This window comes from Pseudomonas sp. P1_F1_2 (assembly GCF_056405815.1).
This window is the reverse complement of sequence record NZ_JBFUBK010000131.1, coordinates 1-15,868: the sequence shown is the minus strand read 5'-3', so window position 1 is coordinate 15,868 and position 15,868 is coordinate 1. Positions and strand designations below refer to the sequence as shown.

The 15,868-nt window shown below is 55.2% G+C and carries 12 protein-coding genes, 1 tRNA gene and 1 pseudogene; all 14 read right to left on the bottom strand.

Features of this window, described 5'->3' with window-relative positions:
- Nucleotides 1-315: GTP-binding protein (locus tag AC1D2P_RS27290; RefSeq protein WP_228759421.1), on the bottom strand; the 315-nt coding region annotated here is incomplete at its 3' end.
- Between the two features lie 30 nt (nt 316-345).
- Nucleotides 346-2,451, bottom strand: a complete 2,106-nt coding sequence (fusA, locus tag AC1D2P_RS27285) for an elongation factor G (protein ID WP_046033381.1) — start codon at nt 2,449-2,451, stop codon at nt 346-348.
- A gap of 30 nt (nt 2,452-2,481) precedes the next feature.
- Entirely contained in the window at nt 2,482-2,952 is a 471-nt protein-coding gene (gene rpsG / locus AC1D2P_RS27280; protein ID WP_002555493.1) for a 30S ribosomal protein S7, read from the bottom strand.
- Between the two features lie 118 nt (nt 2,953-3,070).
- Entirely contained in the window at nt 3,071-3,442 is a 372-nt protein-coding gene (gene rpsL / locus AC1D2P_RS27275) for a 30S ribosomal protein S12 (protein WP_002555494.1), read from the bottom strand.
- Between the two features lie 216 nt (nt 3,443-3,658).
- On the bottom strand, nt 3,659-7,858 hold the full coding sequence (gene rpoC, locus AC1D2P_RS27270; protein ID WP_477811688.1) for a DNA-directed RNA polymerase subunit beta': 4,200 nt from the start codon (nt 7,856-7,858) through the stop codon (nt 3,659-3,661).
- A 64-nt stretch (nt 7,859-7,922) separates the two neighbouring features.
- Nucleotides 7,923-11,996, bottom strand: a complete 4,074-nt coding sequence (gene rpoB, locus AC1D2P_RS27265) for a DNA-directed RNA polymerase subunit beta (RefSeq protein WP_046033383.1) — start codon at nt 11,994-11,996, stop codon at nt 7,923-7,925.
- Nucleotides 11,997-12,216: 220 nt separating this feature from the next.
- Nucleotides 12,217-12,582 (bottom strand): 50S ribosomal protein L7/L12, encoded by a 366-nt coding sequence (gene rplL, locus AC1D2P_RS27260; protein ID WP_046033384.1) that lies wholly within the window; start codon nt 12,580-12,582, stop codon nt 12,217-12,219.
- 75 nt (nt 12,583-12,657) lie between these two features.
- A complete protein-coding gene (rplJ, locus tag AC1D2P_RS27255; protein ID WP_046033385.1) occupies nt 12,658-13,158 on the bottom strand; it encodes a 50S ribosomal protein L10 in 501 nt (166 codons plus the stop codon).
- A 198-nt stretch (nt 13,159-13,356) separates the two neighbouring features.
- A complete protein-coding gene (gene rplA, locus AC1D2P_RS27250) occupies nt 13,357-14,052 on the bottom strand; it encodes a 50S ribosomal protein L1 (RefSeq protein ID WP_008041297.1) in 696 nt (231 codons plus the stop codon).
- A complete protein-coding gene (gene rplK / locus AC1D2P_RS27245) occupies nt 14,052-14,483 on the bottom strand; it encodes a 50S ribosomal protein L11 (RefSeq protein ID WP_007933726.1) in 432 nt (143 codons plus the stop codon). Before rplK ends, rplA begins: the two co-directional genes overlap by 1 nt.
- A 117-nt stretch (nt 14,484-14,600) precedes the next feature.
- Entirely contained in the window at nt 14,601-15,134 is a 534-nt protein-coding gene (nusG, locus tag AC1D2P_RS27240; protein WP_007896622.1) for a transcription termination/antitermination protein NusG, read from the bottom strand.
- A 9-nt stretch (nt 15,135-15,143) separates the two neighbouring features.
- On the bottom strand, nt 15,144-15,512 hold the full coding sequence (secE, locus tag AC1D2P_RS27235; protein WP_007896620.1) for a preprotein translocase subunit SecE: 369 nt from the start codon (nt 15,510-15,512) through the stop codon (nt 15,144-15,146).
- A 45-nt stretch (nt 15,513-15,557) separates the two neighbouring features.
- Nucleotides 15,558-15,633: transfer RNA gene (locus AC1D2P_RS27230), tRNA-Trp, on the bottom strand.
- A gap of 53 nt (nt 15,634-15,686) precedes the next feature.
- A pseudogene (locus tag AC1D2P_RS27225) lies at nt 15,687-15,851 on the bottom strand (EF-Tu C-terminal domain-related protein); the annotation flags it as partial.
- Nucleotides 15,852-15,868 lie beyond the last annotated feature (17 nt).

The following is a 15,868-nucleotide window of genomic DNA, read 5'->3' as shown; positions in this document are numbered from 1 at the left end:
AACCAGGATAGCGCCGTCCATTTGAGCAGCACCGGTGATCATGTTCTTCACATAGTCAGCGTGACCTGGGCAGTCAACGTGAGCGTAGTGACGGATCTTCGAGTTGTACTCAACGTGCGCGGTGTTGATGGTGATACCGCGAGCTTTTTCTTCTGGTGCGCTGTCGATCTTGTCGAAATCAACGATTGCCGAACCGAAAACTTCGGAGCAAACGCGAGTCAGAGCAGCGGTCAGAGTGGTTTTACCATGGTCAACGTGACCGATGGTGCCAACGTTGACGTGCGGTAGGGAACGATCAAATTTTTCTTTAGCCACGACAATTAACTCCTTGCCTAAAGGACTGAATCAGCCTTGTTTTTTGGTAACGGTTTCGACGATGTGCGACGGAGCCGTATTGTATTTTTTGAATTCCATAGAGTAGCTTGCGCGACCCTGGGACATGGAACGAACATCGGTCGCATAACCGAACATCTCGCCCAACGGAACTTCGGCGCGAATTACCTTGCCGGAGACCGTGTCTTCCATACCCAAAATCATGCCGCGACGACGGTTAAGGTCGCCCATCACGTCACCCATATAGTCTTCAGGCGTAACAACCTCTACCGCCATGATCGGCTCAAGCAACTCACCACCACCCTTCTGGGCCAGTTGCTTGGTCGCCATGGAAGCAGCCACTTTAAACGCCATCTCGTTGGAGTCGACGTCGTGGTAAGAACCATCAAACACGGTAGCCTTCAGGCCGATCAGCGGATAGCCGGCAACAACGCCGTTCTTCATCTGCTCTTCGATACCCTTCTGGATCGCCGGGATGTATTCCTTAGGAACCACACCACCCACGACTTCGTTCACGAATTGCAGACCTTCCTGACCTTCGTCAGCAGGAGCAAAACGAATCCAGCAATGGCCGAACTGGCCACGACCGCCGGATTGACGAACGAATTTTCCTTCGATTTCACAGTTCTTCGTGATGCGCTCACGATAGGAAACCTGAGGCTTACCAATGTTGGCTTCGACGTTGAACTCACGGCGCATCCGGTCAACCAGGATGTCCAGGTGCAGTTCGCCCATGCCAGAGATGATCGTTTGACCAGTCTCTTCATCGGTTTTGACGCGGAAAGATGGATCTTCCTGAGCAAGCTTGCCCAGAGCGATACCCATTTTTTCCTGGTCATCCTTGGTCTTAGGCTCTACGGCAACCGAAATAACCGGCTCCGGGAAGTCCATGCGAACCAGGATGATTGGCTTGTCAGCGTTGCACAAAGTCTCACCAGTGGTGACGTCCTTCATGCCGATCAAGGCCGCGATGTCACCAGCGCGCACTTCCTTGATTTCTTCACGGGCGTTTGCGTGCATTTGCACCATACGACCCACGCGCTCTTTCTTGCCTTTAACCGAGTTGATCACGCCGTCGCCGGAGGCCAACACGCCCGAGTAAACTCGAACAAAGGTCAAGGTACCCACGAATGGGTCGGTAGCGATCTTGAACGCCAGAGCCGAGAACGGCTCGCTGTCGTCTGCGTGACGCTCCATTTCCCGAGTCTCGTCATCCGGGTCAGTACCCTTGATGGCAGGAATGTCGGTAGGAGCCGGCAGGTAGTCGATAACGGCGTCGAGAACCAGGGGAACACCCTTGTTCTTGAAGGAAGAACCGCAAACAGCCAGAACGATCTCACCAGCGATAGTACGCTGACGCAGAGCGGCCTTGATTTCCGCGTTGGTGAGTTCTTCACCTTCGAGGTACTTGTTCATCAGCTCTTCGCTGGCTTCGGCTGCAGCTTCAATCATGTTGCCGCGCCACTCGTTAGCCAGTTCCTGCAGTTCAGCAGGGATTGGCTCGCGACGTGGAGTCATGCCTTTGTCAGCGTCATTCCAGTAAACAGCTTCCATGGACATCAGATCGATCTGACCCTGGAAGTTGTCTTCGGAACCGATGGCCAACTGGATTGGCACCGGAGTGTGACCCAGACGCTGCTTGATCTGACCGATCACGCGTAGGAAGTTCGCACCAGCACGGTCCATCTTGTTTACGTAAACAAGACGTGGAACGCCGTACTTGTTGGCTTGACGCCATACGGTTTCCGACTGAGGCTCAACACCCGAGGTGCCGCAGAACACAACTACCGCGCCGTCGAGAACACGCAGGGAACGCTCAACTTCAATAGTGAAGTCAACGTGGCCCGGGGTGTCGATGACGTTAAAGCGGTATTGGTCCTTGTGCTGCTTCTCGGAACCCTGCCAGAACGCGGTAATAGCAGCAGAAGTAATGGTAATACCACGCTCCTGCTCCTGAACCATCCAGTCGGTGGTCGCGGCGCCGTCATGCACCTCGCCCATCTTGTGGCTTTTGCCAGTGTAAAAAAGGACGCGCTCGGTGGTGGTGGTCTTACCAGCATCCACGTGAGCAACGATACCAATGTTACGGTAGCGGTTAATCGGTGTAGTACGAGCCATAAAGCCCTCGCAAAATTAGTGACGCTAAAATTAGAAGCGGTAGTGCGAGAAAGCCTTGTTGGCTTCAGCCATACGGTGCACGTCTTCACGCTTCTTAACTGCAGCACCTTTGCCTTCAGCGGCGTCCAGCAGTTCGCCAGCCAAACGCAGAGCCATAGACTTCTCGCCGCGCTTGCGTGCGAAGTCTACCAACCAGCGCATTGCCAGAGCGTTACGACGGGACGGACGAACTTCGACCGGAACCTGGTAAGTAGCACCGCCTACACGGCGCGACTTTACTTCGACCAGCGGAGCGATGGCGTCGAGAGCTTTCTCGAAGATTTCCAGGGGATCGCTGTTCTTGCGTTCTTTAACTTTTTCCAGCGCGCCATAAACGATACGCTCGGCAACGGCTTTCTTGCCGCTTTCCATCACGTGGTTCATGAACTTGGCCAGGATCTGGCTGCCGTATTTTGGATCGTCAAGCACTTCGCGCTTGGCTGCTACGCGTCTTCTTGGCATGGATAAGCCCTCAAACGGTCTTCAGGTTCGCTCGGAATCGGTGCCCTTACGGGACGCCTCCGACCTTACTCTTATCGACTCAGAAAAATAGAAAATCAGTTCTTACAAAAAGCCGCTACTACTTAGGCTTCTTGGTACCGTACTTCGAACGACCCTGGTTACGACCTTTAACGCCGGAAGTATCCAAAGAACCGCGTACGGTGTGGTAACGAACACCTGGCAAGTCTTTTACACGACCGCCGCGGATCAGTACCACGCTGTGCTCTTGCAGGTTGTGGCCTTCACCGCCGATGTACGAGGAAACCTCGAAACCGTTGGTCAGGCGCACACGGCATACTTTACGCAGTGCCGAGTTAGGTTTTTTCGGCGTGGTGGTATACACACGGGTGCATACGCCACGACGTTGCGGGCAGTTCTGCAGCGCAGGCACGTCGGATTTCTCGACGATACGCTTACGCGGCTGACGTACCAGCTGGTTGATAGTTGCCATCTACTAGCTCCACTGTTGTCTTGCGACGCTATTGTCTTGCAAGAAAAGCAAAATGGCAGGAACGAATTCCCGCCAAATTTAGGGGTACAAGAGTCTAAAGAGGATCTTGCCCCCAGTCAAGGCAAGGCCCCGACCTCCCCGCCCATCGAACCTCGACAAATTGTCTCGATTCGATGAACGGAGCGACCAGGGCCTTACGCTCATTTATCGCAGAACTCAGTTACCGCTCGAGTTCAGCGCTTCGGTCAGTGCAGCTTCCACTTCACTGGCGCTTACGCGCAACGGTTTGTCAGCATCACGACGGCGCTTACGCTCGCTGTGATAAGCCAGACCGGTACCCGCCGGGATCAGGCGACCCACGACTACGTTTTCTTTCAGGCCGCGCAGGTAATCGCGCTTGCCGGTGACTGCCGCTTCGGTCAGTACTCGAGTGGTTTCCTGGAAGGAAGCCGCCGAGATGAACGATTCGGTGGACAACGACGCCTTGGTGATACCCAACAGTACGCGAGTGAACTTGGAAACGAATTTCTCGTCGCCAGCCAGACGCTCGTTCTCTACCAGAACATGAGTCAATTCCATCTGGTCGCCCTTGATGAAACTGGAATCGCCGGATTCAGCGATTTCAACTTTACGCAGCATCTGACGCAGGATGGTCTCGATGTGCTTGTCGTTGATCTTCACGCCTTGCAGACGGTAAACGTCCTGGATCTCGTTCACGATGTACTTGGCCAGCGCACTCACACCCAGCAGACGCAGGATGTCGTGTGGATCGCTCGGGCCGTCGGAGATAACTTCGCCGCGGTTTACCTGTTCGCCTTCGAAGACGTTCAGGTGACGCCACTTCGGAATCAGCTCTTCGTACGGATCGCTACCGTCGTTCGGGGTAATGACCAGACGGCGCTTGCCTTTGGTCTCTTTACCGAACGCGATGGTGCCGCTGACTTCAGCCAGAATCGAGGCTTCTTTCGGACGACGAGCTTCGAACAAGTCGGCAACACGCGGCAGACCACCGGTGATGTCACGGGTCTTCGAAGTCTCTTGCGGAATACGAGCGATAACGTCACCGATCGCAATTTTCGCACCGTCCGCTACACCGACCAAGGCGTTAGCAGGCAGGAAGTACTGAGCAATTACGTCGGTACCCGGCAGCAAGAGATCCTTGCCGTTGTCATCAACCATCTTCACAGCAGGACRGATATCTTTACCGGCAGCTGGACGGTCTTTGGCGTCGAGTACTTCAATGTTGGTCATACCGGTCAATTCGTCAGTCTGACGCTTGATCGTGATGCCTTCTTCCATGCCCACGTAGGTCACGGTACCTTTCATTTCGGTAACGATTGGGTGAGTGTGCGGATCCCACTTGGCCACGATTGCGCCAGCGTCGACCTTGTCACCTTCTTTAACCGAAATCACAGCACCGTACGGCAGCTTGTAACGCTCACGCTCACGACCGAAGTCGTCAGCGATCGCCAGCTCACCGGAACGGGACACAGCAACCAGGCAACCATCCACTCGCTCAACGTGCTTCAGGTTATGCAGACGGACGGTACCGCCATTCTTCACCTGAACGCTGTCAGCAGCGGAGGTCCGGCTTGCCGCACCACCGATGTGGAACGTACGCATGGTCAGCTGGGTACCTGGCTCACCAATGGACTGGGCAGCGATAACGCCGACCGCTTCACCGATGTTCACCTGGTGACCACGAGCCAAGTCACGGCCGTAGCACTTGGCGCAAATGCCATAGCGGGTTTCGCAGCTGATCGGCGAACGCACGATCACTTCGTCGATGCTGTTCAGCTCGATGAACTCGACCCACTTCTCGTCTACCAGCGTACCGGCAGGAACGATAACTTCTTCAGTACCCGGCTTGAACACGTCACGGGCAATGACACGACCCAATACGCGCTCACCCAGCGGCTCAACAACGTCACCGCCTTCAATGTGCGGAGTCATTACCAGGCCATGCTCGGTGCCGCAGTCGATCTCGGTCACAACCAGATCCTGCGCTACGTCTACCAGACGACGAGTCAGGTAACCGGAGTTCGCAGTTTTCAACGCGGTATCCGCCAAACCTTTACGAGCACCGTGAGTGGAGATGAAGTACTGGAGTACGCTCAAACCTTCACGAAAGTTCGCAGTAATCGGCGTTTCAATGATGGAGCCATCCGGCTTGGCCATCAGGCCACGCATACCGGCGAGCTGACGGATCTGCGCAGCAGAACCCCGTGCGCCCGAGTCGGCCATCATGTACATCGAGTTGAACGATTCCTGGTCGACTTCGACACCATGACGGTCGATGACTTTCTCTTTCGAGAGGTTGGCCATCATCGCCTTGGAAACTTCGTCGTTCGCCTTGGACCAAAGGTCGATCACTTTGTTGTACTTCTCGCCCTGGGTTACCAGGCCGGAGGCGTACTGACTTTCGATCTCTTTCACTTCATCGGTAGCTGCACTGATGATGCGGGCTTTCTCATCCGGGATAACGAAGTCGTTTACACCGATGGAAACGCCGGAAATGGTCGAGTAAGCAAAACCGGTGTACATCAACTGGTCGGCGAAGATCACGGTCTCTTTCAAACCAACCACGCGGTAGCACTGGTTGATCAGCTTGGAGATCGCCTTTTTCTTCATCGGCAGGTTGACGACGTCGTACGACAGACCTTTTGGCACAACCTGGAACAACAGCGCACGACCGACAGTAGTGTCGACGATACGGGTGTTGCTCACGCTGCCACCATCACGGTCGTTGACGGTTTCGTTGATCCGCACTTTGACCTTGGCGTGCAGTGCGGCTTCGCCGGCACGGAACACACGGTCAACTTCTTGCAGATCCGCGAACACACGACCTTCGCCCTTGGCGTTGATCGCTTCACGAGTCATGTAGTACAGACCCAATACAACGTCCTGCGACGGAACGATGATTGGCTCACCGTTGGCTGGCGACAGAATGTTGTTGGTCGACATCATCAACGCGCGCGCTTCCAACTGGGCTTCCAGTGTCAGCGGTACGTGCACGGCCATTTGGTCGCCGTCGAAGTCGGCGTTGTACGCGGCGCAGACCAGCGGGTGCAGCTGGATAGCCTTACCTTCGATCAGTACCGGTTCAAACGCCTGGATACCCAGACGGTGAAGGGTCGGTGCACGGTTGAGGAGTACCGGGTGTTCGCGAATCACTTCAGCGAGAACGTCCCAAACTTCCGGCAGCTCGCGCTCGACCATCTTCTTGGCAGCCTTGATGGTGGTCGCGAGACCACGCATTTCCAGCTTGCCGAAAATGAACGGCTTGAACAGCTCGAGAGCCATTTTCTTCGGCAGACCGCACTGGTGCAGACGCAGGGTCGGACCTACGGTAATTACCGAACGACCGGAGTAGTCAACACGCTTACCGAGCAAGTTCTGACGGAAACGACCTTGCTTACCCTTGATCATGTCAGCCAGGGATTTCAGAGGACGCTTGTTGGAACCGGTGATAGCGCGGCCACGACGACCGTTGTCGAGCAGTGCGTCGACGGCTTCCTGCAACATACGCTTTTCGTTGCGCACGATGATGTCCGGAGCGGACAGATCAAGCAGGCGCTTCAAGCGGTTGTTACGGTTGATCACTCGACGATACAGATCGTTGAGATCGGAAGTCGCGAAGCGACCGCCATCCAGCGGGACCAGTGGACGCAGATCTGGCGGCAGAACCGGCAGAACGGTCAGCACCATCCATTCTGGAAGGTTGCCGGAACCCTGGAAGGCTTCCATCAACTTCAGACGCTTGGACAGCTTCTTGATTTTGGTTTCGGAGTTGGTTTGCGGAATTTCTTCACGCAGACGGCCAATCTCGTGTTCCAGGTCGATAGCGTGCAGCAGTTCACGGACAGCTTCGGCACCCATGCGGGCATCGAAATCGTCGCCGAACTCTTCCAGCGCTTCGAAGTACTGCTCATCGTTCAGCAGCTGACCCTTTTCAAGGGTGGTCATGCCTGGATCGATAACGACATAGCTCTCGAAGTAGAGAACGCGTTCGATATCACGCAGGGTCATGTCCATCAGCAAACCGATACGCGACGGCAGCGATTTCAGGAACCAGATGTGGGCAACTGGCGAGGCCAGTTCGATGTGCGCCATGCGCTCACGACGAACTTTAGCCAGCGCGACTTCAACGCCGCACTTCTCGCAGATCACACCACGGTGCTTCAAGCGCTTGTACTTACCGCACAGGCACTCGTAATCCTTTACCGGGCCAAAGATCTTGGCGCAGAACAGGCCGTCACGCTCAGGTTTGAACGTACGGTAGTTGATGGTTTCCGGCTTTTTAACTTCACCGAACGACCACGAACGGATCATCTCAGGCGATGCCAATCCAATACGGATGGCGTCGAACTCTTCGACTTGACCCTGGTTTTTCAGCAAATTCAGTAGGTCTTTCAAGGCCTTTCCTCCTGGCGGAGCAGAGAGCGGGCAATCCTGCCCCGCTCTCGATTCGCGTCACGTGTTATTCGGTTTCCAGATCGATATCGATGCCGAGGGAACGAATTTCCTTGATCAACACGTTGAAGGACTCGGGCATGCCCGGCTCCATACGGTGATCGCCATCCACGATGTTTTTGTACATCTTGGTACGGCCGTTCACATCGTCCGACTTCACTGTGAGCATTTCTTGCAGAGTGTAAGCGGCACCGTATGCTTCCAGTGCCCAGACCTCCATCTCCCCGAAACGCTGACCACCGAACTGCGCCTTACCACCCAGCGGCTGCTGGGTAACCAGGCTGTACGAACCGGTAGAACGAGCGTGCATCTTGTCGTCTACCAAGTGGTTCAGCTTCAGCATGTACATGTAGCCAACAGTAACCGGGCGCTCGAACTTGTTGCCGGTACGGCCGTCGGTCAGCTGCATCTGGCCGCTTTCTGGCAGGTCTGCCAGTTTCAGCATGGCCTTGATTTCGCTTTCCTTGGCGCCGTCGAACACTGGAGTGGCCATTGGAACGCCGCCACGCAGGTTCTTCGCCAGATCCAGGATTTCCTGGTCGGAGAAGCTATCCAGATCTTCGTTACGACCGCCGATCTGGTTGTAGATCTCGTCCAGGAAGGTGCGAAGCTCAGCAACCTTGCGCTGCTCTTCGATCATCCGGTTGATCTTCTCGCCCAGACCTTTGGCCGCGAGGCCCAGGTGGGTTTCAAGGATCTGACCAACGTTCATACGCGAAGGTACGCCCAACGGGTTGAGGACGACGTCGACCGGGGTGCCATTGGCATCGTGCGGCATGTCTTCAACCGGCATGATCACGGAGACCACACCTTTGTTACCGTGACGACCGGCCATCTTGTCGCCCGGCTGGATGCGACGACGGATTGCCAGGTAAACCTTGACGATTTTCAGCACGCCTGGAGCCAGGTCATCGCCTTGCTGCAGTTTGCGCTTCTTGTCTTCGAACTTGTCGTCCAGCAGACGGCGGCGATCAACGATGTAGGCCTGAGCCTTCTCGAGCTGCTCGTTCAGAGCATCTTCAGCCATGCGCAGTTTGAACCACTGACCATGCTCAAGACCGTCGAGAACTTCGTCGGTGATTTCCTGACCTTTCTTCAGACCGGCGCCGCCTTCGGCTTTGTGGCCAACCAGAGCGGAACGCAGACGTTCGAAAGTGGCGCCTTCAACGATACGGAACTCTTCGTTCAGGTCCTTGCGGATCTCGTCGAGTTGAGTCTTCTCGATCGACAGTGCACGAGCATCACGCTCAACGCCGTCACGAGTGAAGACTTGTACGTCGATGACAGTACCCTTGGTGCCGGTAGGCACGCGCAGGGAAGTGTCTTTAACGTCGCTGGCTTTTTCACCGAAGATGGCACGCAACAGCTTCTCTTCCGGAGTCAGTTGGGTCTCGCCTTTCGGAGTGACCTTACCAACCAGAATGTCGCCTGCGCCAACTTCAGCACCTACGTAAACGATACCGGCTTCGTCCAGCTTGTTCAGTGCAGCTTCACCCACGTTCGGGATGTCTGCAGTGATTTCCTCTGGCCCAAGCTTGGTGTCACGAGCCACACAGGTCAGTTCCTGAATGTGGATCGTGGTGAAACGATCTTCCTGAACCACACGCTCGGACAGGCAGATGGAGTCTTCGAAGTTGAAGCCGTTCCATGCCATGAACGCGATGCGCATGTTCTGACCCAGAGCCAGCTCACCCATATCGGTGGACGGACCGTCGGCCATGATGTCGCTACGCTGAACCCGATCACCTTTACGCACCAGCGGACGCTGGTTGATGCAGGTGTTCTGGTTGGAGCGGGTGTACTTGGTCAGGTTGTAGATGTCGACACCAGCTTCGCCGGTTTCAACTTCGTCATCAGCAACACGAACCACGATACGGCTGGCGTCGACGGAATCGATAACGCCGCCACGACGAGCCACGACGCAAACGCCGGAGTCACGAGCTACGTTACGCTCCATGCCGGTACCGACCAGCGGCTTGTCAGCGCGCAGGGTTGGTACAGCTTGACGCTGCATGTTCGAACCCATCAACGCACGGTTGGCGTCGTCGTGCTCGAGGAACGGGATCAGCGACGCTGCAACCGAAACTACCTGCTTCGGCGAAACGTCCATCAAGGTGACGTCTTCCGGCGCCTTGACGGTGAACTCGTTCAAGTGACGAACAGCTACCAGTTCGTCGATCAGGACTTTCTTGTCGTTCATCGTGGCCGAAGCCTGAGCGATCACGTGATCAGCTTCTTCGATGGCGGACAGGAACACGATCTCGTCGGTGACCAGAGCGTCTTTCACCACTCGGTACGGGCTCTCGAGGAAGCCGTACTGGTTGGTGCGCGCATAAGCTGCCAGGGAGTTGATCAGACCGATGTTCGGACCTTCCGGCGTTTCAATCGGGCATACACGACCGTAGTGAGTCGGGTGTACGTCACGAACTTCAAAACCTGCACGCTCACGAGTCAAACCGCCAGGGCCGAGTGCAGACACACGACGCTTGTGGGTGATCTCGGAGAGCGGGTTGTTCTGGTCCATGAACTGGGACAGCTGGCTGGAACCGAAGAACTCTTTCACTGCCGCAGCCACTGGCTTGGCGTTGATCAGGTCTTGCGGCATCAGGCCTTCGCTTTCAGCCATCGACAGACGCTCTTTGACCGCACGCTCAACACGTACCAGGCCAACGCGGAACTGGTTCTCGGCCATTTCGCCTACGCAGCGAACACGACGGTTACCCAGGTGGTCGATATCATCGACGATGCCTTTACCGTTACGGATGTCGACCAGAGTCTTCAGGACCGCGACGATGTCTTCTTTGCACAACACGCCCGAACCTTCGATCTCGGTACGACCGATACGACGGTTGAACTTCATCCGGCCGACCGCAGACAGGTCATAACGCTCAGGGCTGAAGAACAGGTTGTTGAACAGAGTCTCGGCAGCATCCTTGGTTGGCGGCTCGCCTGGACGCATCATGCGATAGATCTCGACCAGCGCTTCCAATTGGTTGCTGGTGGAGTCGATCTTCAGTGTGTCGGAGACGAACGGACCGCAGTCGATATCGTTGGTGTACAGAGTTTCGATGCGAACAACCTGAGCCTTGGCGATTTTGGCCAGGATCTCGGTGTTCAGCTCGGTGTTGCACTCTGCCAGGATTTCGCCGGTTGCCGGATGCACGATGGCCTTGGCGGTAGTGCGACCCAGGACGTAGTCCAGAGGCACTTCCAGGGTCTTGAGACCGGCTTTTTCGATCTGGTTGATGTGGCGCGCAGTAATACGGCGACCAGCCTCAACGATGACCTTGCCCTTCTCGTCCTGAATATCAAGAACAGCGATTTCACCACGCAGACGCGAAGCAATCAGTTCCAGACTGAGGGTTTCGCCGCTCAGGTGAAAAACGTTGGTGGTGTAGAACGCGTCGAGCACTTCTTCAGTGGTATAGCCCAGCGCGCGCAGCAGTACCGATGCAGGCAGCTTGCGACGACGGTCGATACGCACGAACACGCAATCTTTCGGGTCGAACTCGAAGTCCAGCCACGAACCGCGGTAAGGAATGATGCGCGCGGAGTACAGCAGTTTACCGGAGCTGTGCGTCTTGCCACGGTCGTGGTCGAAGAACACGCCCGGGGAACGGTGCAGCTGGGAAACGATTACACGCTCGGTACCGTTGATTACGAAAGTACCGTTCTCAGTCATCAGGGGGATTTCACCCATGTAGACTTCTTGCTCTTTAATGTCCTTGATCGCTTTGTTCGACGATTCTTTGTCGAAAATGATCAGGCGCACTTTTACCCGCAAAGGTACGGCGTAAGTTACACCGCGCAACACGCATTCTTTGACATCAAATGCCGGTTCGCCCAGGCGATAACCGACGTACTCCAGCGCAGCATTGCCGGAGTAGCTGATGATCGGGAAAACGGATTTGAAGGCCGCATGCAGGCCCACGTCGCGGAACTGATCTTTAGTCGCTCCCGCTTGCAAGAATTCACGATACGAATCCAGCTGGATGGCCAGGAGGTACGGCACATCCATGACGTCCGGCAACTTGCTAAAGTCCTTGCGGATACGTTTTTTCTCAGTATATGAGTAAGCCATCAGCGTTCCCCAGCTTGGTCACCTGCTTGTTTGGCCCCTCCCGACGGGAGCAGCCAGAAAATCGTGCAAACCCCATGGTTTGCGCCACCACATCGGGTGGTTACAGCTCGTTATCAACACCGACCCAGTCGGCTGCCAATAACGGAAAAAGGCCGGTGGCAAGAGCCACCAGCCATCAGCCTTTCGCTTTACGCTTGGGCTGGAGGAGCAAAGTCGATGCTTACTTCAGCTCGACTTTAGCGCCTGCTTCTTCCAGAGTAGCTTTGGCTTTGTCAGCTGCGTCTTTCGAAACAGCTTCCAGAACCATGGCAGGAGCGCCGTCAACTACAGCCTTGGCTTCTTTCAGGCCCAGACCGGTCAGTTCACGTACTGCCTTGATCACGTTAACTTTCTTCTCGCCAGCTTCGGTCAGCATGACGTTGAATTCAGTTTGCTCTTCAACAACAGCGGCAGCAGCAGCTGGACCAGCCGATGCAGCAGCAGCGGTAACACCGAATTTTTCTTCGAAAGCTTTGATCAGCTCAACAACTTCCATTACGGACATGTTGCTAACTGCTTCAAGGATATCGTTCTGAGAGATAGACATGAATCTAATTCCTGATATTGGGGACGGCCTACGCGACCATCGAAATAAACAAAAAACGCGAGAAGGAGACGAGCCTTAGGCTGCAGCTGCTTCTTTTTGGTCGCGAACTGCCGCCAGAGTACGAGCCAATTTGCTGGTAGCGCCTTGAATCACGCTCATCAGCTGAGAAATTGCTTCGTCACGGGTCGGCAGGGTTGCCAGTACGTCGATCTGATTAGCTGCGAGGAACTTGCCCTCGAACGCAGCTGCCTTGATCTCGAACTTATCCTGACCTTTGGCGAACTCTTTGAAGATACGAGCAGCAGCGCCCGGATGTTCTTTGGAGAACGCAATCAAGGTCGGGCCGGTGAACACGTCGTTGAGAACACTGTATTCAGTGTCAGCAACAGCGCGCTTGAGCAGGGTGTTACGTACGACACGTACGTAAACGCCAGCTTCACGAGCCTCTTTACGGAGTCCGGTCATTGCGCCTACTGTTACGCCACGGGCATCAGCCACGACAGCGGACAGAGCGACTTTGGCAGCCTCGTTGACTTCAGCGACGATGGCCTTCTTGTCTTCGAGTTTAATTGCCACGGGTTTAACTCCTGCTTGTTACCGTTTCATCCAACCGGAGTCGGATGTCGTTTTGGTGTCTGATTCGGTAAGGAACCGGGAGCACCATCTGCGTAGGCTTGAGGTTTAAGACTTGCGTCGCCTACGGTCTTGGATAGCCCCCGCCAGGCAGGGACCCCAATCTTTCAATTGACGCAATCGCTTGCGCCAACCTGTGTCTTACGCGTCGAGCGAGCTTTGGTCGATAACCAGACCTGGGCCCATGGTAGTGCTCAGGGTAACGCGCTTGACGTAAATGCCTTTCGAAGAAGCTGGCTTGATACGCTTCAGATCAGCGATCAGGGCTTCAACGTTTTCCTTCAGCTTGACGGCGTCGAAGCCAATCTTGCCAACGGAAGTGTGGATGATGCCGTTTTTGTCGGTGCGATAACGAACCTGACCAGCCTTGGCGTTTTTAACCGCGGTAGCTACGTCTGGAGTTACGGTGCCAACTTTAGGGTTAGGCATCAGGCCGCGCGGGCCGAGGATCTGACCCAACTGACCAACAACGCGCATTGCATCCGGGGATGCGATAACTACGTCATAGTTCAGGTCGCCGCCTTTCATTTCGGCAGCCAGGTCGTCCATACCTACACGGTCAGCGCCGGCAGCCAGAGCGGCCTCAGCAGCAGGACCCTGGGTGAACACAGCAACGCGAACGGTCTTGCCAGTGCCGTGTGGCAGCACAGTAGCGCTACGAACAACCTGGTCAGATTTACGCGGGTCAACGCCCAGGTTCACAGCAACGTCGAACGACTCGCTGAACTTGACAGTCGACAGCTCAGCCAGCAGGGCAGCAGCGTCTACAAAGTTGTAGGACTTGCCTGCTTCGATTTTGCCGGCGATAGCCTTTTGACGCTTGGTCAGCTTAGCCATTACACACCCTCCACGTTAAGGCCCATGCTACGAGCAGAACCGGCGATAGTACGCACGGCTGCTTCCATATCAGCTGCAGTCAGATCCGCGTTTTTGGTTTTCGCGATTTCTTCCAGCTGAGCACGGGTCACGGTGCCAACCTTAACGGTGTTCGGACGAGCGGAACCGCTAGTCAGACCAGCAGCCTTCTTCAGCAGAACCGAAGCAGGGGTGGACTTGGTTTCGAAAGTGAAGCTACGGTCGCTGTAGACAGTGATGATCACTGGAGTCGGCAGACCTGGCTCAAGACCCTGGGTACGGGCGTTGAAAGCCTTGCAGAATTCCATGATGTTCACGCCGTGCTGACCCAAAGCAGGACCAACAGGTGGGCTTGGGTTAGCCTGAGCGGCCTTCACTTGCAGCTTGATGTAAGCGGTAATCTTCTTGGCCATGAGGCACTCCAATTACGGGTTCAAACGCCTCGAAAGGCTCCCCGGTTACTTGCGCGTTTATCCCAGTGACGACAAAACCCCACAGCCTGGGGCTGCGGGGTTGGGATGCTTGATCAGCTAGACCTTTTCGACCTGGCTGAACTCTAGCTCTACCGGAGTAGAGCGACCGAAAATGAGCACCGCCACTTGGATCCGGCTCTTTTCGTAGTTAACCTCTTCAACCGTGCCGGTAAAATCGGCAAACGGCCCGTCATTGACACGTACTGACTCACCCGGCTCGAACAACGTCTTCGGCTTCGGCTTGTCGCTACCATCAGCAACACGACGCAGAATTGCTTCTGCCTCTTTATCTGTAATCGGTGCAGGCTTGTCAGCAGTACCGCCAATGAAGCCCATCACCCGAGGAGTGTCCTTGACCAAGTGCCAAGTACCCTCATTCATATCCATCTGCACCAGCACATAGCCAGGGAAGAACTTGCGTTCGCTTTTGCGCTTCTGGCCATTACGCATTTCAACCACTTCTTCAGTGGGAACCAGAATTTCGCCGAAGCCATCTTCCATGCCAGCCAGCTTTACGCGCTCGACCAAAGAGCGCATGACATGCTTCTCGTAACCGGAGTAAGCATGCACAACGTACCAACGCTTAGCCACGGGACACCCTTAGCCGACAATCAAGGAAACAAGCCAGCCGAGCAGGGAATCGAGCCCCCACAACAGCAACGCCATAACCAGTACAACAGCCACAACTATCAGCGTGGTCTGCGTGGTTTCTTGGCGAGTTGGCCATACGACTTTACGAATCTCGGTGCGAGCTTCCTTAACCAGTACAAAGAAAGACTTGCCCTTCACCGTCTGCAGGCCTACAAAGGCAGCTACAGCAGCAATGACAAGCAATGCGAGTACGCGGTACAGGATCGGCGAAGCAGAGTAATACTGATTGCCAACAACGCCAACAACCACCAAGGCGACTACTACAAGCCACTTAAGTAGATCGAAGCGAGAGCCTTGAGCTTCAGCTTTAGGAGTCATCTATGAAGATCCTGTGAAAAGAAAGCCAGATACACCAAGTGAATCTGGCAGGTCAGGAGGGAATCGAACCCCCAACCTACGGTTTTGGAGACCGTCGCTCTGCCAATTGAGCTACTGACCTAAAACAAAATCAGGCCGACCATTATGCCGGCCCGAAAAAGACATTACAACAATTTACTCGATGATTTTGGCTACGACGCCAGCGCCGACGGTACGACCGCCTTCACGGATAGCGAAACGCAGACCATCTTCCATCGCAATGGTTTTGATCAGGGTAACAGTCATCTGAATGTTGTCACCTGGCATTACCATTTCAACGCCTTCTGGCAGATTACCATTTCAACGCCTTCTGGCAG